This is a genomic window from Halorubrum trueperi (genome assembly GCF_042662525.1).
In the GTDB taxonomy this organism is placed as follows: domain Archaea; phylum Halobacteriota; class Halobacteria; order Halobacteriales; family Haloferacaceae; genus Halorubrum; species Halorubrum trueperi.
Genome location: NZ_JBHSXI010000016.1, coordinates 1 through 17,804, shown reverse-complemented (window position 1 = coordinate 17,804; position 17,804 = coordinate 1). Strand labels below are relative to the sequence as shown.

Annotated in this window: 19 protein-coding genes and 1 pseudogene; 7 read left to right on the top strand and 13 right to left on the bottom strand. The window is 52.8% G+C overall.

Annotated elements, in window-relative coordinates:
• A pseudogene (locus ACFQEY_RS13565) lies at window positions 1–335 on the top strand (ParA family protein); the annotation flags it as partial.
• Complete coding sequence (locus ACFQEY_RS13560; RefSeq protein ID WP_379769466.1) at window positions 332–715, top strand: hypothetical protein; 384 nt, start codon at window positions 332–334, stop codon at window positions 713–715. The pseudogene ACFQEY_RS13565 and the gene ACFQEY_RS13560, both read left to right, overlap by 4 nt.
• A gap of 157 nt (window positions 716–872) precedes the next feature.
• On the opposite strand, the gene ACFQEY_RS13555 is transcribed toward ACFQEY_RS13560, so the two are convergent.
• Window positions 873–1,286 carry a TRAM domain-containing protein gene (locus ACFQEY_RS13555; RefSeq protein ID WP_379769464.1) on the bottom strand — a complete coding sequence of 138 codons (414 nt, stop codon included), beginning with the start codon at window positions 1,284–1,286 and terminating at the stop codon, window positions 873–875.
• Window positions 1,287–1,342: 56 nt separating this feature from the next.
• The gene (locus tag ACFQEY_RS18800) at window positions 1,343–1,495 is read right to left on the bottom strand and encodes a DUF7837 family putative zinc-binding protein (RefSeq protein ID WP_459863674.1); all 153 of its coding nucleotides are present in this window, start codon (window positions 1,493–1,495) and stop codon (window positions 1,343–1,345) included.
• Window positions 1,496–2,516: 1,021 nt separating this feature from the next.
• Between ACFQEY_RS18800 and ACFQEY_RS13550 the strand changes: the two genes are divergently transcribed.
• Together ACFQEY_RS13550 and ACFQEY_RS13545 are read left to right on the top strand one after the other, a co-directional pair.
• Entirely contained in the window at window positions 2,517–2,741 is a 225-nt protein-coding gene (locus ACFQEY_RS13550; protein WP_379769462.1) for a hypothetical protein, read from the top strand.
• A 335-nt stretch (window positions 2,742–3,076) separates the two neighbouring features.
• Entirely contained in the window at window positions 3,077–3,412 is a 336-nt protein-coding gene (locus ACFQEY_RS13545; RefSeq protein ID WP_379769460.1) for a hypothetical protein, read from the top strand.
• A gap of 28 nt (window positions 3,413–3,440) precedes the next feature.
• On the opposite strand, the gene ACFQEY_RS13540 is transcribed toward ACFQEY_RS13545, so the two are convergent.
• The 3 genes from ACFQEY_RS13540 to ACFQEY_RS13530 all read right to left on the bottom strand — a co-directional run bounded on the left by ACFQEY_RS13540 (window position 3,441) and on the right by ACFQEY_RS13530 (window position 5,393).
• Window positions 3,441–4,079, bottom strand: a complete 639-nt coding sequence (locus ACFQEY_RS13540; protein WP_379769458.1) for an IS6 family transposase — start codon at window positions 4,077–4,079, stop codon at window positions 3,441–3,443.
• 145 nt (window positions 4,080–4,224) lie between these two features.
• Window positions 4,225–5,073 carry a hypothetical protein gene (locus ACFQEY_RS13535; RefSeq protein WP_379769456.1) on the bottom strand — a complete coding sequence of 283 codons (849 nt, stop codon included), beginning with the start codon at window positions 5,071–5,073 and terminating at the stop codon, window positions 4,225–4,227.
• Between the two features lie 143 nt (window positions 5,074–5,216).
• On the bottom strand, window positions 5,217–5,393 hold the full coding sequence (locus ACFQEY_RS13530) for a hypothetical protein (RefSeq protein WP_379769454.1): 177 nt from the start codon (window positions 5,391–5,393) through the stop codon (window positions 5,217–5,219).
• A 338-nt stretch (window positions 5,394–5,731) separates the two neighbouring features.
• Between ACFQEY_RS13530 and ACFQEY_RS13525 the strand changes: the two genes are divergently transcribed.
• Window positions 5,732–6,553 (top strand): IS5 family transposase, encoded by an 822-nt coding sequence (locus ACFQEY_RS13525; protein WP_144928150.1) that lies wholly within the window; start codon window positions 5,732–5,734, stop codon window positions 6,551–6,553.
• Between the two features lie 13 nt (window positions 6,554–6,566).
• Here ACFQEY_RS13525 and ACFQEY_RS13520 read toward each other — a convergent pair whose 3' ends face one another.
• The gene (locus ACFQEY_RS13520; RefSeq protein ID WP_206664969.1) at window positions 6,567–6,890 is read right to left on the bottom strand and encodes a hypothetical protein; all 324 of its coding nucleotides are present in this window, start codon (window positions 6,888–6,890) and stop codon (window positions 6,567–6,569) included.
• Between the two features lie 1,073 nt (window positions 6,891–7,963).
• Here ACFQEY_RS13520 and ACFQEY_RS13515 point away from each other — a divergent pair.
• Together ACFQEY_RS13515 and ACFQEY_RS13510 are read left to right on the top strand one after the other, a co-directional pair.
• Window positions 7,964–9,187 carry a hypothetical protein gene (locus ACFQEY_RS13515; protein WP_379769452.1) on the top strand — a complete coding sequence of 408 codons (1,224 nt, stop codon included), beginning with the start codon at window positions 7,964–7,966 and terminating at the stop codon, window positions 9,185–9,187.
• A 705-nt stretch (window positions 9,188–9,892) separates the two neighbouring features.
• Window positions 9,893–10,156, top strand: coding sequence for a DUF7386 family protein (locus ACFQEY_RS13510; protein WP_379769449.1), 264 nt, complete (start codon window positions 9,893–9,895; stop codon window positions 10,154–10,156).
• Window positions 10,157–10,215: 59 nt separating this feature from the next.
• On the opposite strand, the gene ACFQEY_RS13505 is transcribed toward ACFQEY_RS13510, so the two are convergent.
• The 7 genes from ACFQEY_RS13505 to ACFQEY_RS13475 form a co-directional block, all read right to left on the bottom strand.
• A complete protein-coding gene (locus ACFQEY_RS13505; RefSeq protein ID WP_379769447.1) occupies window positions 10,216–10,902 on the bottom strand; it encodes a metallophosphoesterase family protein in 687 nt (228 codons plus the stop codon).
• Between the two features lie 6 nt (window positions 10,903–10,908).
• On the bottom strand, window positions 10,909–12,111 hold the full coding sequence (locus tag ACFQEY_RS13500; RefSeq protein ID WP_379769445.1) for a hypothetical protein: 1,203 nt from the start codon (window positions 12,109–12,111) through the stop codon (window positions 10,909–10,911).
• Entirely contained in the window at window positions 12,111–12,971 is an 861-nt protein-coding gene (locus ACFQEY_RS13495) for a serine/threonine protein kinase (RefSeq protein WP_379769443.1), read from the bottom strand. Before ACFQEY_RS13495 ends, ACFQEY_RS13500 begins: the two co-directional genes overlap by 1 nt.
• Window positions 12,949–13,659: a hypothetical protein gene (locus ACFQEY_RS13490; protein WP_379769441.1), complete on the bottom strand. Its 711-nt coding sequence runs from the start codon at window positions 13,657–13,659 to the stop codon at window positions 12,949–12,951. Before ACFQEY_RS13490 ends, ACFQEY_RS13495 begins: the two co-directional genes overlap by 23 nt.
• Before the next feature lie 486 nt (window positions 13,660–14,145).
• Window positions 14,146–16,356 carry a type B DNA-directed DNA polymerase gene (locus ACFQEY_RS13485; protein WP_379769439.1) on the bottom strand — a complete coding sequence of 737 codons (2,211 nt, stop codon included), beginning with the start codon at window positions 16,354–16,356 and terminating at the stop codon, window positions 14,146–14,148.
• A 2-nt stretch (window positions 16,357–16,358) separates the two neighbouring features.
• Complete coding sequence (locus tag ACFQEY_RS13480) at window positions 16,359–16,682, bottom strand: DUF8156 family protein (protein WP_379769437.1); 324 nt, start codon at window positions 16,680–16,682, stop codon at window positions 16,359–16,361.
• Between the two features lie 2 nt (window positions 16,683–16,684).
• Window positions 16,685–17,377, bottom strand: a complete 693-nt coding sequence (locus tag ACFQEY_RS13475) for a P-loop NTPase family protein (RefSeq protein WP_379769434.1) — start codon at window positions 17,375–17,377, stop codon at window positions 16,685–16,687.
• Window positions 17,378–17,804 lie beyond the last annotated feature (427 nt).

The window sequence follows — 17,804 nt, the reverse complement described above, 5'->3', positions numbered from 1 at the left end:
TTGCGAAAGACTCCCTCGAAATTCTATTTGACGAGATCGACACCTTAGAAGACAAGTTTGACGATGTGAATATATCAACAGTCGCAGCCGTACTCAACGAAGTTGGTCGAGATGGCGTTAGTGGGGAAATGGCAGAGTGGTTCAATTCCACCTTCGGTGAAAGATTCGTGTTTCAAGTACCAGACTGGGTGGTAGTTGAGCATAGTATCGGATATCGAACGTCAATCTTTGCGTATGACCCGGATGATGCAGGCTATCCGTGGGACGCCGAGAAGACCGGTACGTTACGCGACCGGTACACTGCAATCGCAAACCATGTGGAGAACCTCTCATGACTGACCCGAAAGACGAACTGAAATCACGATTCGACGAACGACGACCAGACCGTGACAACACCGACAGCGAGGAAGAGGATAATACGAAATACACGGATAACACGGATGATACGGGTTATACAAACAAGGCGAGTAGTACTTCAAAACCAGGACCAGATCGGGATGAAAACGCAACACGACACCGAAAACAAGTTCCGATGTACCTTGCCGATGACACCGCACAGCAATTCAACCAGTTATACGAGCAGCTTGATGGGCGATCGAAAGTAGCCGGTAAAGGTGGAATTGAGAAACACGCTGATTTTATGGAGGCTGTCGTCGCACTCGCCATCGGAAATGAAGACGAACTCGCAGAACAACTTGGAATTACAATCGAATAACGCATACCAGCTTTGTTGAAATCTTAAGCGGGAGATACATCCTGACCCGGTCCCGGTCAGTACAGGTACTGCAGGTTTCAACAAAGCCGTCCACTCCTGTCTGATTGATTCGACTACAGTACTGTTCAGGGAAGACAAAGAGGATTAGCGCTTCGAACTACTCGTAGTAACTGACGCGCTCAACAACTTCCGCGAAGGCGACATTCTCGCGCACATCAGTAATCTCGATAGTGACACGCTCGCTCTGTTTTGTATCGGGAACTATAACGACGAACCCGCGCTCAACACGGGTGATACCGTCGCCCTGGTCGCCAATATCTTCGATTTCGACGGTGCGTTTTTCGCCCTCCTCAACAGGAGGCGTCTGTGGCGCTTGCTCGGGTTGTGGATCGGTGCCAGTATTCTTGGCTTCATTGGTCTCGGGTGACGGCAGAACAGCCACACGGTACGTCTCGCCTGCTTGTAGTTCGCCAAGGCTGATCTCTTGCTCTGGTACCTCAACCACATATGACCCATCACGCTCTCCGACTTTACCTGAGAACAGACAATGTAGTTGCTCTGAAATCTCCATTTGTAGACCTTACACCGGATACGCGACGAAGAGCACTTTAGTCTGCTGTATTCCGGCTACTCCGGCGCTACAACGTCCCCACACGCCGGACACTCGGTCCACACGCCCTCGGTACCGTCGCTCTTCTCGTACTCCACAAGAATCCACGCTTCCGATATGTCCTCACCACATTCCGGGCAACGACCGAGAGACGATTCGTCAGCGTTCATGGAAGGGGGGAAGGAGAGTGTGACAGTGTTCCTTCCAAATGAATTTCATCCGGGGGAGAACCTAAGCCTTTGGCGGCTTTGTGGGTCGAACGCACCGAATTTCCGGACAATACATATCGTCTGTAGCATTAACTCACAGCCACCAAAGCGTCGAAATCCATGAGTGTCCGCACAATACTTACTCGGCTACTGCCCGGTGACGAGACAGAGGTAGTCGTGGAGTGCCGCCAGTGTGGTGAGAATCTTTCTTTAGGCGCAGAGGAGTGTCCCAAGTGTGGGTCTGCTGAGATAGAGCACTTTCAGATTTCAGAGTAGACAGCTGCATTCCGGATGCATCAGTCGATATCGCCAATTAGGAGAGCGTGGCTTTATTGAAATCCTCTTCTTCAGACAGATTCTCGCCTGAAACAGCCGGTCGATGAGAGCTGCGTATTGACCGAAATAGGACGCTGAGTCGTATCGATGACCGCTATCTATTTGACCGAAAACAAATGAATTTAATTATGGAAATCCGTGACTTGGTCTCTACCCATCTCCCGATGGCAGTGGTCGCTTCGGTCGTAATCGCTCTCTTCAACATCTATACTGGCGAAATTACTACCATAGCGCACCTTGTTATTGACTTTCTCCTACACATTCTCGCAATCTTCGTAGGCTTCGTCGTCTTTGATGCGATTTGGCATAAGCTGTTTACTGAAAGCAACACATGAGCGACCTGTATTGACCGCAACCGGATCAGAGCATATCACTTGCTGAGGGTTTCAACAGAGCCCTTTGAGTTCAATTTTGGATATCACGAGTCATCGGACAATGACCTTGATGTACAGTCTCCACAGTACGCATGGTGGGAGGGAACAAAGCTTTGCGACACTACAGATGTCGGGAGAGCCGTACTGATTGCGGCGTCTAACCTGAGAGACAAAGCGAGTCCTCTGATCGTCCGTAACCGGTGTTCCGGCCCCACCGCACAAGTATTATCGGTCCGGGATACTGAACTCGATATCTCCGGTAAGAAATAAACATGGAACGAGCTGATCTCGCCCTTGACGCGACGTCGCTGGTCCGGATCGGTGGAGTCGTGATAGCGGTCACGGCATTTGTGGTCCTCGTGCTGCTCCCCGGCGAGTTTCTCCTCGATCCTGGGCCGCTCACCAGCAGCCCGGCCGCAGTTATCGGCGTCGTCTCCGGGTTCGTTCTCTCAATCCTCGGTCCCTCTCTTCTCGCACGAATCCGCGGGTCGGAGTAGCTGGGCACGAGGCATAGCATCTCGTTCAGGAAGTGTCTGACCGACTTCCCAGATTTGGTCTCTATTGAAATCCTCTTCGTCAGACATATTCTCGCCTGAAACAGCCGGTCGATGAGAGCTGCTTATTGAACCCAGTCACAGAGTACCTGTTTGTTTTGGAGTACTACCTTACCCGAAAACATTTATTCTCAGTCAGTTGTCCTTAACGAGTGAACAGACGTCAGTTCCTCGCCGGAACCGTACCAACGGCATCCGTAGTTTTGGGCGGATGCCTTGGGAGCGGTCCGTCTTGTTCGGGAGAGGATCACTGGCCACCGAATGTCCAAGTAGACGAATTGGAACTCGCACCGGGTGATTCGGACACGTTCGAGATACAGGTAGACGGCATCACAGCATTCTCGTTCGACTCACGGTTGTACAAATGTGGCTCCACTGATGCGCCTGTGAGATTTGGAGACATCAATTTCACACCATCAATAGATTCTCAAGCTGACTCCTGTCCCCCATATTATGTTTGGGATGATTGTACCCGTGTGACGCTCCAAGTGCCGGTTCACGTTGCTCCGGATGCCGAAACTGGCACCTACGAATACGGTTTCACCGTTATGGAAACGATCGGCGATCAGAATTCACAAGACTACGAATATGCGATCATGGTGACTGAGAACTGATATTTGACTGTTGAGCACTAGGGTCGTGTTAAGTTTGGCGTGAATTGTGGTAGACGGCGACGGCTTCGAGCCAGTTTTGAGCTGTCTCGAGCGCGACATGGCTGAAACTATTTGCGAACGATGATGTTCGTCGTTCTATTTCCCAAAAGACACGTTCGATAGCATTCCGATTTCCATGTTGAATGATTTGAAATCGATAGCCGTCTTCAGCGAGAACTGATCCGAGATAGTCTGCGTCATCGACGAGAAATTCTACGTTATCGAGCTGATAGCGCCGGTGTAGCTCGGTTAAAAACCACCGCGTCGTCTGTTTATTTGCGGTCGGATAGAGACTCACGTGAAGGATCTCGTTCGTCTGTGGATCAACCGCGCCGTACAGCCAAAACTTCTGGCCGTGAACGCGGATCATCTTTTCGTCAACCGCGAGTTGATCCTCGGAGACAGTCGAGATCGGCTGTAGATCGGCTTTATGAACCCAGTTATGAATAGCGACGTGACTCCGATTGATCCCATATTGTTCAAGAAATTTACTCACCTCTCGAAGTGACATACCGGTCAAGTGACAGCGAATTCTCTCTTCAATCGCCCAGCGTGGCGTTCGATCTCGCTCCACAAACGACAAGTCGATCCACGCGATACTCTCGCTGAGGCGTTCGATTTCGGTCATAGACACTCTGAAGTCGAACGCCTCATCCTCTAACTTAACGCGACCTCACAATCGTCCCATAGCGTTAAATCGAGGCTTTCTCACTAATAGCTGAGACTGTTCAGTATAGACGAACCAATTATTGACTCTACGCTGATCAGGGGCGCTAATCCGAAGAAGTCTCAACGTCATATTCATATCCAAGTTTCTCACGTAGCTGATGGAACGCATCCAATATCTTTTCTCCGCCTTCACCAGTAGGAATCTCGATTTTTGCTGGCGGAGTAGCACTCTCCGAACCCAGAACTCGCCAAGCCGTTCGACGAAGTAACGACTCCTCGGACACCGGCTTCCAATCGAGCCGTAGGAGGTTCTCAGAAAACAGTGCGGTCACCTGCCTTAGCCGTTCCAAATCATATGACGCGCTCTTCTCTCTATCGGACCAATATAGAGAGTCCCATTTCAAATCATACGTGGTATCGCCAGTTGTCCACGAGGCAAGCCCACTAAACGGGACAACAGCCGAACCTCGTACCTGATCAAGTGTCTCGTTCAATTTCTCGATTACTCCCTCGTGTCTCCCCGCGTTGATTTCTCGGATATGGGCCTCATGCGGCACTGAGCGATATATCCATGACTGGTCGGTTAGAACTGCAAATTCGACGAAGTAGAACAAACGGTCCGTCCACGCATCAGTATCACCGTCCGGGATCTCGAGTACTGACTCAACCAATGCCCGGTCCTCGGGAAGCGACGCTCGAAATTCATGATCCGAACCGATAAACATACATTTCGAGTCGGGAACCTGCGTTAGCTCCCGTTGTACAGTTTCAAATTGACCGTGTTTTGGATCAAGCCCTAGGTGGACAGCGGTTCCGTAGTCCATCAGAACACGAATCGCCTGGTTCTCGACTGTCACACCGCCGAGCTCGTCCCAGTCTTTCACACCGGATAGACGCCGAGTGACGAGTCTGTGTGTTGGTTCTGCAGCATTAAACTTCTCTGTAAACTCCATTGTTGTTACGTACTCTCAGGTTTCTTGAAATCCTCAGTAATGATATATTCTGATCTGGTTGCGGTCAATACAGAGGACTCAGAATCGCTCAGTACTGTCTGTGTCGTAATCAGCTCAGAAGGATTCCCAGAACGATTCATCAGTTAGTCATCGCCATTGGTATCGGAACTCTCAGTGTGATACTCTCTGGTTTCTAGCAACTCTACGATGCGCTGTGTGTTCTTGGATATGTCGTACAGGAATACAACTGCTAAAAGAAACAGAGCGACGAGGATAAACGGTACAAACACACCAAATAATTCTGCTTGAGCGAGGATCATGTTAGGTACTTCTCACTTGATAGTGAAAAACGTTTTTTGAAGACAGTAGCTCAGTTGAAATCCTCAGAAATGATCTATTCTGATCCGGTTGCGGTCAATACAGGGAGGCCGTGTATCAATCCGACCAGAAAGATTATGATCCTGTTCCTACGTTCCAAGCATGATGGTTCTGCGAAGATGGTTCCCTGAGCGCCCTCCAACATGGACAGACATTCTGATCGGTCTTCTGATTCTGGTCTGGGTGCCACTCAACATAGGATACCTACAGACGATCTATTGGGGCTGGGGCTCTGTTGAAATCCTCAGAGAGTTACATGTTCGCCGTGTAATTCGACGAGATGAAGGCCCTCCCGAAGTCGCAGATTCTCCGGTTTACTGAGAAGGCGATCCATCTGGCACGCCGAGCGGTTTCTCGATACTCCTCGAAGTTCTCCAAACATCGCTATACACTTCCCCAGCACGTTGTTTTGCTGTGCCTCAAAGTTCGAAAGAACACGACCTATCGTGGCCTGCTTGACGAACTGATCGAGATGCCACGCATTCGTCACGCCCTCGGATTAGCTGAACTTCCTACGCCATCAACGCTTTGTAAGGCGTTCAACCGGCTTGATATGGCTGTATGGCGTGCTATATTGACTCTCTCAGCGACGCTACTTCCGACGAGCGGTGTCGTTGGAGTTGATGCGTCAGGATTCGACCGCAGTCACGCCTCAAAACACTACACGAAACGAGCCGAACTCACGATTCAGCAGCTCAAAGTGACGCTGTTGGTTGATGCGAAGGTCAACGCAATCCTCGATCTCCACGTGACGACGACACGAAAACACGATAGCCAGATCGCTCCATCGTTGATCAAGCGCAATCCCGAAGACATTGATATTCTGCTCGGTGACAAGGGCTACGACGACCAGAAGATCAGGCGGCTCGCCCGGCAACATGAGGTTCGGCCACTGATTAAGCATCGTGAGTTCACATCACTCCACAAGGCATGGAACGCACGCTTAGACGCTGATCTCTACGGCCAGCGGAGTCAATCCGAGACTGTGAACTCAACGCTCAAGCGAAAGTACGGTGCGTTCGTCCGATCACGATGCTGGTGGAAACAGTTTCGTGAACTCACTATCGCTTGTCTCGTTCATAATCTCGACCGGTCGCTCTGAACGGTCTATACAGTTATTCCGTTGCTCGATACGCCTGACCGCCACGAACGATTCCCAGTACCGCGAGGAGGGCATACAGAACGGGCATATTTACGAGACCGAGATTCAGATAGCCGAGAACGGCGAAGGCAAGTGAGAGAACTCCAACAACGATCATAATGACTGAGTACACTTTCTGAAACTTCAAGAGCAGGAACACACCAGCGACGGCGATTAACGAGAAGAGGACGCTGAGGAAATACGAATCGAGGTAGACGGAAACAAAAACTGCTCCGAAGAAAGCAACAACGATGAGCCCCACCCTACAGAGATTCCTCCGTAACTCCTGATCGATCACGTTGAGAGAGTTATATTCCAAGGAGAAACAGTTTATTCTTTTCGAAATTCTCATCGACCGGCTGTTTCAGGCGAGAATGTGTCTGAAGAATAGGATTTCAACAAGGCCGATGAGCTCTAATTCATCGAATCCTGATGAACCACCAAACCAGTCACTTCTACAGCGATGGAAGTTCGTGATATCGTTGAGCGAGGGTGACGAGGTACTTGTCAACGACCGTGAGCAGCGTCTGGTGGTCCGCGAAATATCACAACGGGAGGATTCGAGTGCAGCAACCCACACTACCCTCGTTGGGAATGGAACTGAATACACCATGATTGCGACAGACTACCCTGGTATTCCGATGATCACTTGGCCGTCAGCTACTCATACACGGCCAGTTCAGGAGATTCGACCAGCCGGTACAACTATCCTCTCAACCATTTGCGCATCAGACATCTTGACACAAACGTTCTCTGGGACCGATACCGTCGACAAGATACAAGAGCAGCTTTCGGAGCAGTTGGATATCACGCGTTTGCTTGGGTCTTGTCCCATCTGCGATTCAATGGTTACCTCGGACACACAACGAGCAGTTTGTCGGAAATGTGGGGCGTGGTGCTGGATCGAGCGCTGGAGGGAGTAACCCGCTGATCATGGTCAAAGCCGGATAAGGGTACGCGGTGAAGAGACCGAAAAGAGGCGTTTATTGAGTGCGAGGATTGGGGATGAGTAGAACTCGGGGACAGGCACAAGCAATTTACGTGGTACTGCCTGTTGAGTTTCGATAGACACTACCCCAACGTCGCTATCCGAATCAAGGGAAACTTTCGTTTTCCGCGCGGTCAAGGTATGTACCCTGTCTTATCCGGATATTGGCCCTACAGTCAGGTAGGGCACAAGAATTGGTCATAGCGGGATTCGTCACAGGAGCAGGCGTTACAGCATCGTTCATCTACGGGTTAATTCGATCCGGGCGTGAGGAAGTCGTTTCCCGGTCCGTCCCGGTGGAGTACGTCGGAGACGAGGAATCCTATTAGCGCTCGGAAGCGAGATTTCTTATCGGATGCCGACAAGTATCCTGATAAGTGTGAATGACGGGATCTGAAGCGTATAAGCAGTTGAAAACGCTGTATCACGAAGAAGATCTCGATGTCGTCGAAATAAACATCGAGATTGACCAGAGTGGCGAGGAGACGGAGGAATACGGCGAAGTTGTCCTCGAAGACGAGGACGGTAACGAGACTGAGATTACGGGATCAGATCACGATTTCGTCGTCGCGTTATTCTCAATAAAAAGCACTGTCCGTGAAGGCGAGAAGGAACTCATCGATTTAGCAGAAACTCCTGTCGGAGATACGGAAGGATACTACGAGAACGTCGAACAATTCGTCCCTCAGGGAGCCGATATCGACAAGTCAAAAGTCGAGATAGGGATGGAACTGCTACAGGAGGAAGGAGTTGGCGTCCCGAAACTAAGTATCGTTGACGGGCTTGATGCGGCAGTCAATCTTGAACTGGAGGACAACAATCTCATCAAAATCGTTCAGAACTATCACAAGGTCCTCGCCCTCCAATTTTTGGAGCTACGGGACTCGAAGGAGCAATTCGACGAAATCAAAGAGAAATTACCGCAGAATCAAGCCCGGTTTGAAAACTTCTTCCAATTAGCGGAAGAGATCCTTTCAGAAGGGTATTTGCGCAGTGATGCGTTCTCAGATCATCGAGATTACCGGGATGTGACGATTTCTGACGTCGAGTTCATCGTTTCACGAATGCGCGACGTCATGCTGAAAACCAATGAGGAATGGCGAGCGTTTTCAGGCGGTGGTGGTACTATTGATAGCGATTTAGCCTTCCCACGTATACTTGAAGAGTACCACCAGTGCTTCGAGTTATTACGAGATCCGTTACGTGACCTCGCAGCGACGATTCAACACTCGAAAGGGGCTAACTCTGTGGATTTGAATGACACTGTAGAGGTAATTCGATTCTTAAAGCGGCAAGGGTATTCCAATCTCGTAGGAACGATTGAGTTGGATTTGCGGCGTGGCCCAGCTCACATGAGTCATGATATCGATGCTGATGACGGATTGATTCGAATTTACGATTCCCGTGGACGCAATCGTAATGTGAAGAACGAAATCACCTTCGGGGACTTGGTGGATAAGCAAAAGAAGATGCGAGATTTGTTGATTGGAATTGTACTGGCGTTTCACCAGATGGAACAGGTTCTCGAATTCCGATTTTTGGAGTCCCCCGATTTCGCGTTTAGAATAGTGGAGAACATAGATCCGGATTCCTTGCAGTCTGAGTAGACCTGACCGACTGTAGTTTGTCAACCCGTGCACCCTATCTTACCCGGGTATCTCCCCTACCGTTAGGTATGGTAGAAACAGATCACCAGAAGCACCTCATGGATGCCGGGAGTCTCGGTGCCGGGGAATACAACGATGTGCAAAATAAACACCAACGGAATGACTAATGAAATCAGTGAGAAAATCCACCGTGCTGAAGCATTACTCCAAGAAGCGTTCGACGTATACGAGTTGAACGACCACCGCGGTGAGTTATAGTAACCCGGCGAGGAAGAGTCCTGTTAGCGCTCGGAGGCAGGCGCGAACATTCTAAGTAACACTACGTGTTGAGCTTCGCTCAGTACTACCGCCGTCCACCCTGTACGCGGTCAGGTGACCGTGTACTGCCTGTGGATGACTTTCCGACTTTATACAAGGATCAAGGAGAAACAGCCTGTATGCGAAATGAATCGTTGCTCAGACATCTGAAACCGAATCTTCGAGGCCGATCCCACGGGGTCGCGTGCAGATGTATACACGATCCTCGATGTATGCACCCTGACCGGGCCGAGCGACCGACCGGGTGCATAGATTCTGCGGGGAACGGGGGGAGAGCTGCTCGGCACTCAACCCCTGTGCAAGATCCACGTTTAAAGAACCGGCTCTCAGTTACCCCAGATCGACGCAACAGTACCCCCGGTGCATACGTTACTACTTATACCACCCATGGCAACTGACCGAACCAGTCTGAAACTCACCGATGAACGGAAGCGATTGTTCGACCAAGCGACCGAGATCGTCGCGGCTGACGACCACGACGATCCCCCGCGCTCCGACGTGATCGACGCAGCACTTACGCACCTCATCGAATCGAAAGCGAACCTGAACGATGTCCGCAATGAGTACCCACCGCAGACAGTAAAGGACTGCTGCAACACGCCGGTGATCGGACTGCGGTACCGGACGAGTATTGAGTCGAAGTGGCGCTAACCGAGTGTATTCTTACGACGGCTATAGCGTGTTCAATAGGTTGTACTCAACTTGAGTTGTCAACGCCCTTCGTAGAGACGTTCTGCGAGTTGTCTCGGTAAGTACTCTTCAGTCTCTTCAGCCACCCAATCAATCTCGTATTCGACTCTACGGATCTCCACCTCGTACGATTCAGTATCAATAACAGCAAACGATGCCCGCGAGTCCCCGTCTCGTGGCTGACCAACACTGCCGGGATTCAAGCACACAGTTTCCCCAATAATCTGCACGTATGGACGATGCGTATGACCGAGAATCACCACATCCGGAATCGTCTCAAAGGACCTGTTAAGGAATTCCTCATCGATGTCTTCTTTCCAGATGTACTCATCAATTGGGTGATTCGGGGAACCGTGGGCGATAAAGGTGTCAAGATCATCGATAATTAGTCGGCGTGTCTCTGGGAGCTCTTCTAAATAGACGAGGTTTTCTTCGGAAAGATTTCGACGGTTCCAGTCAAGTGCGCGTTTTGCCATTCGATTGAACTCGCGTGGTGTGTCTGTAATGAGTCCAAAATCATGGTTCCCAAGAACACAGAGTGCCTCTACGTCCCGGACGCGCGACACTGTTTCATCCGGAAATGGGTAGTACCCAACCAGATCACCGGCACACAATATCTTCTCAGGGCGTTCCTCTTCGAGTTCCCGTAGAACTGCCTCAAGAGCAACGATATTTGAATGGATATCCGAGATAACTCCGATTTGCATTACTACTCACAGGTCCGATTTCATAGTCGAGAGTGCTGTCCTCCAATCATCGAAGATCCGGCCCTCTGGTTCGGCCATCATTCCGAATTCATTTTGAACGTCTCCGAACAGTTCCTCTGCTTCTTCGATTTTGGACATCGCAGCTTCATACCGTTCAGTAAGGGACTTACCACGGTATCGACGAGATATCTGGTAGCAAGCCCACAGGTAGTGATCCCAGGCACCACGCCGGAAATTCCATCCGACCGTTGACGGCGGGTCTGAACTACTGAACAACGGTGTGTCATAGGGCGATGACATCCGAATTTTATCCATGTCAAAACCACTCTTCTGATACATCAGATCCAAGTCAGGGTCGAGTCGAAGCTCGTTCAGTAACTTATCAGAGTAGTACTTCGTGACGAGACGGCCACCGCCTTGGTTATCGTCCGGGTCCCACCGTCGCTGATCAAACGCACGGAGGTTGTTGTAGTGACCTGAGGCAAACGCATTGATTCCGATACCCATGAATAGGTGTGCAACGTGGTGTGTGTGCCCGACGAGAATCTCGAATCGGTTCTTCCGGAGAGTGTTCAAAAGGTCGAGATACGAGTAAATATTTGACGCCCCACTCAGCGGATATCGTTTCGACTGGTCGAACTCGACGGAAACATAGAACCCGTCGGGGTCCACTCCCGTAATCCGGTTTAGGAGTGTGTCACGCTGGTCCTTATCGTTGAGAGGTTTTCCTTCAAGCGGTAGTGAAGCAAGTACTGGAATCTCCCTCCCTTCGCTGTCAACTGCATCGATGAAAGCTTCTGTATAGTCCAGCCACTCATCGATCTTGGTTGAAGAGAATGTATCCAGAGTCCGTGCCGGTGAGAGGTATGCGTCAACCTCTAACCAGTCCTGTAGTTCGATAAGGTGTTCACAGAGATCTGTGAGGTTTCCGCCGACATCAGCGGTGTCGAAATCTGTTCCTCCATGCTCACCAAAGTAATCGTATGATTCGAGGTTTTCCCGATCCGCACGTGGGATGTAGAACTGCGGATCGAATAGAACGTGTCCATCTGCATCATGGAATTCTGTGGCAAGTTCCTGATTCCGATCCCTGTCGAAGTCTGCGGGGCTCAGTATGGCCCCATCCGCGAACCCCTTCTCCATCATGTCGGGTCCGAGTTTCCCACCGTTGTACCCCATCTGAATGAGAAAGTTTGGTTCATCGAACATTAGGACCCACCTCCGGTGGCGTCGTCAAGATCCTCAAGCGCGTGGTGCGGTCGCCGGTACCGTTCAAATGGCTGTGATTTCGTCATTTTGTCGTAAATTGGGTGGAGGTCTTGTTCCAGCTCTGAGTCGTCGAGGTAGCCTTCGAGCGGTCGTTTGTCGTTTTGGAGGATTGCGTCGGGGATTGGAAGTTCAAGATCGTCAGTAGCAAAGGGGTGGTTTCCGGTCAGTGACTCGAACATCACAATGCCTGTTGAAAACAGGTCACTCCGTATGTCTTGTAGGTCTTTGTCGTTGTTGAGTTGCTCGGGTGAAGCGTACGTAGGTGTTCCTGGACCGTGGGATGCTCGGGTAGGAGTGATACTAGTCCGGGTAAGCATCCGAGCGATCCCGACGTCAAGTAAGCGGACAATGCCGTCAGGAGTGACAATGATGTTAGAGGGTTTGATGTCTCGGTGGATGATATCGGCGTCATGGAACTTTCGGAGTGCCTTTAGAAGCGTCCGAGTGACGTTCACACCGAGATCGATACCGGTGTCACCGCACTCAATGACTTCACGGAGGGTGGGTCCTGGGATGTACTCTTCGACCATAACGAGCACAGACGTATCTCCGATTGTATCTGTAAAATTATCGATAAGGTTCACCAGCGCGTTAGCATCGACAGCCTCCATGGTCTCGACTTCTCGCTTTGCACGTCGTGCTGAGCGCCGGCGTTCGGTTGGAATCAGCTTAACGACGACTTTCTCACCTTCGAATTCACCAAGATATACTTTCTTTTGCCCACCGTCAGCGATGTGGGTGTCAATCTCGAACTCAGGGAAGTGACGTTGAACGTCCTCAATCCCCAGCTGCTCCAACATAAGTACTGGATTGGAGTTTAAGTTCATCCATAATAGTTCTTTCATTGAGTCGCCACCTGTTAATCAGCGAGTACGGATTATTGCGTTCTGGGGGAAGGTGTATTTCATACTCGCCGTCTTCGGTAAGGGACATAAGGCCGATACCGTGCTCTTCGAAGCGTTGTCGGTTCTCAAGGGCCCGATCTACGTACTCGGCGTCCATAACGACACACTGGTACTCGGAGAATCCTTTCCCGCGAAATGCTTGTCTGAGTGCCTTTTTCCACTTACTGAGTTTCAGCTCAATAGAGTACGCTGTGGTGACGTGCCGCCGTAGGTGAGGGGTTGTTCGGATGTGAGACTCGTCAATCTCATTGACGAACCCGTGCTTCGTAAGCCAATTGAGAGCTTCCGTTTTGGATTGCCGATCCAGCGCCCCCATCTCGTAGTAGTAATCTTTAGAAATGGTTTCGCGGTTATGAAGAAGGAGAAAAGCCTGGAGGATACGGTCCCTGTCAATAGCTGTATTAATACCCAGTTCGTCGATCCTTCGTGACAGGTATGTGTCGGACACACGTGCAAGGACGTAGTCTGCGCGACCCGACCCGTAGGTGAACTCCTCGAACATCTTCGCATTGGGTTCGTTGAAAACTTCCTTCAGAGTGTCCCGCGCTACGTCTCCCATATCAGACTCTGTATCAAATCCCATATATGTAACTCCGTTCTTGGTCTCTGTAATTTATTAGAAGTTCGTACCCCTCCTACTCCTTTCGATATCGTCAAGCCAGCGCACTTGGGTGATCGTCGTTTGTTCGTGTGCTGTATGCATACCTGTACCAAATTCCACCTGATAAATATAAGTACGGGCCAAATTGTAGTCGCCTACGGTTTAGGTATGTGTTCATAAATTAAATACATCGCACTACTCATGCGCCAGATGTTCGGAAACGAGTAACGAACATCTACACTCTTTCAGTTTATCAACCTCCTCTAAAGCGACCGCTTCGCCTTCAGCCTTCTTCCCTCTGGAGATCGTTCCGATACGCTGGCTCCGGGCCAAAGCGGACGATCTGGGCCACTCGTTAGCAGTTTTGGGTCGGCGTTGCTGAATCAGTTTGAACCCCCGTCGTCTCTCATCTCGATCCGTCTTTGAACACCCCGGTTGTGTGTTTGACATCCCTGGATCGTTTGTGGGTCACGAAACGCTCTGTGAGTAGCTATCGATGGTGAGCTCCGTGGTCTCGCTCAGATACCGCTCGATGTCGATTCGCTGCCAGCCCAGCGGGACCACCACGCTTTCGACGGCTCTCGTGGCGAGTTTTTCGTACCACGTTGGATCGTACGTCGTCGGCCGTTCGTGTTCGAGTCGCATCCGCTCGATTCCGCTCCGGGTCTCGTCAACGACGACGTACCGAACGGTCTGGCCGGGTGAGGGGCCGATCCCGGTTCGTTCGGCGCGTTTCGCCGCAAGCGCGGTGAGGGATTTGCGTTGATACTCGTCTGGGCGTTTCGAAATCCGATTGTCGATCACGAGCGCGTCGGGATCGACCTCCCCAGACTGAAGCGTCGTGAGGTACCGTTGCAGAACGTCGCAGACGGCGCGTGGGTCCCGGGTGGCGTCGAACGCGCGCAGCGCGTCACGCTGAAGACGACGGATCCATGGTGGCGTGCTCCGCTGCCGAAGTTCGATACCGCGAGTTTTGATCGCTTCCCCTAGGCCACCGGTATTCGGGAGGGACGCACCACGGCGACGACCGAAGTACCGAGTTAGCGCACCTGCCTCTGAATTCCGACGTGGACAGAAGGCAACCCAGTCGAATTCCGACTCGTGTTCGAGCCTGATGTCCACCTCTTTGGTGATCGTCTCGGCGAGCTCTGCGAGTGGATCTTGTGTACGGCTCGGGTCGGGGGTGACCCAAATGGAGTCCACGATCCCGTGGAGCACACGCCATCCGCCGCCTTCGAGCACCGTTTTCGCCGTGAGGAGGATCTCTCTAGCGAAGGCGTTGATGGCTTCGTGACATTCGATGCGGCCGTACTTGGCGTTCGAGAAGCCTTGATACCCGAAACAGGAGACCAGAATCCACTTGATCGCGGAGGACGCCGCTTCCAGTCGCTCGCGCTCGGCGTCGTCGGACGCGGTCTCGATCCGATCCGTGATGTCGTCTCGGGCGTCTATCAGTGGGCCGAGGACGTCAGGAAGGTATCCATCCTGCTCACAGACGGCGTACCCGAGAACGGGAACGTCGTCGGAGCCACAGCACGAACAGCAGATGGTCTCCGGGGAAATATTTTGCGTTCGGATGATGTTCGGATAGAGGCTGGCGAAGTCGAGCTCGTGGACGGTCTCGTGGACACCGACCGCTGGAGCGAGCGTCGTCCCTCCTCGATCGGCGTCGTCGAGGGTTGAAGCGGACTTGAAGAACTCCGGCCGCCGCGCCTTCCACGGTACGAGCACGTTCCGCGCGTTCGCCTCGTGGATCTGCATCGCCGTTAGGACCCGACCGATACTCGCCCACCCGAGTTCCTGTAGCGGGAGACCGGATCGTTCGACCAGGTCCAAACAACCGTGGAGTCCGGACTCGTGGTAGAAAAACGAGTTCGATTCGTCGATGATAACGCGACCCGGGACGGAGTAGCGCGCGGGTGAGTGGCCGACGGAACCGTAGGATTCGTACGTGGATTCGCTCGCGAGCTTCTCGTACCCCGGCTCACGCCCGAGCGAATACGCACCGTAGCCGTGGATTTCGGCGGCTTCGAACAGGAGTGGAACGATCGCTGCCGTATTCGTGATCAGAACGTCCGGTTCGCGTTCTTCGACTCGGTGCTGAACGCCATCGACGACGTCTGGAATCGTGTCTGCGACGTCTTCCCCATCCAGTTCGAGTCCTCGAAGCGTCTCGACTCCGGTCTCGTGGCGAGGTATCGACAGCGTGAGCGTTCGGAGCGACCTGTTGTCGTTCGGTGTCGGATCGATTCCGGTTTCGAGACAGTATCGAAGTTCACGCGTGAGATCGACGTTGTAGCAGGAGTACTGTCCGGGGTCACCGAACTGATGGACGCGACGAGCGACGCGTCGAACGTCGCTGAGGCTTCTCATCTCGATCCGGAGAACGGAACGCGGATCGCTTCTGAATGTTTGTTTACGAGTTGTGACGCCGAGCTCCTCGATCGCGTCCTGGCTGGCGAAGAAGTCTCGAAGGTCACGAAGCGCCGGCGGCAGTTCCCCCGGTGGTCGATCAGATGGTTGCGGTCGGACACCACCGTTCCGGCCGTACAGGTCACCAACCTGATCCCCGACGTACATCGTCGGTGTGTACGACTCGTCCGTCGTCGCTTCCACTCCATCCTCGGTCAACAGCCATCGCTTAACCCCCTCGTCAGTGTAATCGAATGTGAACGGCATTCTCAGGGATTCGGTGGCGACTCGGACTCGGGAGGGGTGTCATCGACCGGCCCTTCGGCAGCGACCTCACGAGCGCGTTCGAGCTGCTCGATCCGATCTTCCAACTCGTCGATCCGCCGCTCCTGCTCCAGGTCGATGCTAACCAGGACTGGGACGGTACGCGACTCGTGGTTGAGCATGCCCGCGGCGTCCGCGTGCTCACGCGCGTACTCGAACAGCCGATCGAACCGCGGTTGGTCGCGACGTCGAAGCACGCGTCGGAACGATTGCCACCGGTTTTCCACGCCGCTCAGGAGGTCACGGAACGTCGGATTCGTCCGACCCATCCTCACCACCCCGGGACCGACGCCATCGGCGTCGGAGTAGCGGCGGTGTCGTCGATACGAGCGCGGTGTTCGAGTATCTCCTGCCAGAACGTCAGCGTCGTCTGAACCCACCCGTCGGTGATGGGGTAGACGAGCGTCTCGGCGCTGTCCGCCGAGAAGCGAGGCCCGAACCGCGTCGCTTCACACGAGATTCGTGCGGTTGCGGCAGCGGCGATCGGTTCCGCGAACTCGTCGGTTCGCGTCCGGGTCACCAACACGGGAATGTCGTGCTCGCGTGCGATCTCCGAGAGGATCGCGAGCGCGTGCAACAGCTGCTCGGTCGCCTCTCTGCGGGCGATGTCGGTGTCGCGGTACAGCGCGTCGAGGGCCGGCGTTACCACGAGGGTGTGTGGCACCGACGACGACTCGATTCGTCCGGCGAGTCGATCCACCAACGACGCGTGTTGGTACGGGGTGAACCCGCGAGCGACGTCGATCCGGTTCAGGTACCGCCTGTGGGGAGCGAGTTCCCGCAACGTCGACGTTCGCGCGCGCCCACCGGCATCGACCCACGATGCCACGCCGTCGGTCGTCAACAGATGGTCGAGCACGAGCGCCTGCAACGGCTCGACACCGAGCTGCGAGTCACGATCGAGAAGCGTTACCCCGGGTTCGAGTGTCGGGAAGTTCGGCGTCCGATCCGCGTGCGGATGCATACTCGTGGTGTGACCGTACACTGATAAAGGAGTCAGCCAGACGCGGGTGGTGGAAGTGAAAGTAGCGTGGTGGCCACTCCCCCGGGAGGCCTCTTCCGACACCGTCCGAGAGGACCTCTTTCTCACCCCACCCACGTGACAGATACAGACACAGCGGCGAGCGATACCGGGAGTAAGGATCGCATTGTGTTTGTGTGATCGTTTATAAGTGAACGCGTGGTGTTGCCGGCGGATATTTATATATCGTTGACGGCGCGGTGAACTGCTGTTTTTCTGGCGGTAATTGTTTATAAATCGTTGCTAGCGCGGTGAACACTCACAAAGCCCCAGCCGCGACGACTCGGGGGCCTTGCTGTCGTTCGAAAGGCGCTTTGCGCCTTTCGTGATGACGAGACGCCAAAGGCGTCTCGAACCACGCTCCTCGCTC

Bases quoted from the DNA above. Each gene is read 5' to 3' on its own strand.
- ACFQEY_RS13560 (WP_379769466.1), top strand. From the start codon at position 332: ATGACTGACCCGAAAGACGAACTGAAATCACGATTCGACGAACGACGA.
- ACFQEY_RS13555 (WP_379769464.1), bottom strand. From the start codon at position 1,286: ATGGAGATTTCAGAGCAACTACATTGTCTGTTCTCAGGTAAAGTCGGA.
- ACFQEY_RS18800 (WP_459863674.1), bottom strand. From the start codon at position 1,495: ATGAACGCTGACGAATCGTCTCTCGGTCGTTGCCCGGAATGTGGTGAG.
- ACFQEY_RS13550 (WP_379769462.1), top strand. From the start codon at position 2,517: ATGGAACGAGCTGATCTCGCCCTTGACGCGACGTCGCTGGTCCGGATC.
- ACFQEY_RS13540 (WP_379769458.1), bottom strand. From the start codon at position 4,079: ATGACCGAAATCGAACGCCTCAGCGAGAGTATCGCGTGGATCGACTTG.
- ACFQEY_RS13535 (WP_379769456.1), bottom strand. From the start codon at position 5,073: ATGGAGTTTACAGAGAAGTTTAATGCTGCAGAACCAACACACAGACTC.
- ACFQEY_RS13530 (WP_379769454.1), bottom strand. From the start codon at position 5,393: ATGATCCTCGCTCAAGCAGAATTATTTGGTGTGTTTGTACCGTTTATC.
- ACFQEY_RS13525 (WP_144928150.1), top strand. From the start codon at position 5,732: ATGAAGGCCCTCCCGAAGTCGCAGATTCTCCGGTTTACTGAGAAGGCG.
- ACFQEY_RS13515 (WP_379769452.1), top strand. From the start codon at position 7,964: ATGACGGGATCTGAAGCGTATAAGCAGTTGAAAACGCTGTATCACGAA.
- ACFQEY_RS13510 (WP_379769449.1), top strand. From the start codon at position 9,893: ATGGCAACTGACCGAACCAGTCTGAAACTCACCGATGAACGGAAGCGA.
- ACFQEY_RS13505 (WP_379769447.1), bottom strand. From the start codon at position 10,902: ATGCAAATCGGAGTTATCTCGGATATCCATTCAAATATCGTTGCTCTT.
- ACFQEY_RS13500 (WP_379769445.1), bottom strand. From the start codon at position 12,111: ATGTTCGATGAACCAAACTTTCTCATTCAGATGGGGTACAACGGTGGG.
- ACFQEY_RS13495 (WP_379769443.1), bottom strand. From the start codon at position 12,971: ATGTTGGAGCAGCTGGGGATTGAGGACGTTCAACGTCACTTCCCTGAG.
- ACFQEY_RS13490 (WP_379769441.1), bottom strand. From the start codon at position 13,659: ATGGGATTTGATACAGAGTCTGATATGGGAGACGTAGCGCGGGACACT.
- ACFQEY_RS13485 (WP_379769439.1), bottom strand. From the start codon at position 16,356: ATGCCGTTCACATTCGATTACACTGACGAGGGGGTTAAGCGATGGCTG.
- ACFQEY_RS13480 (WP_379769437.1), bottom strand. From the start codon at position 16,682: ATGGGTCGGACGAATCCGACGTTCCGTGACCTCCTGAGCGGCGTGGAA.
- ACFQEY_RS13475 (WP_379769434.1), bottom strand. From the start codon at position 17,377: ATGCATCCGCACGCGGATCGGACGCCGAACTTCCCGACACTCGAACCC.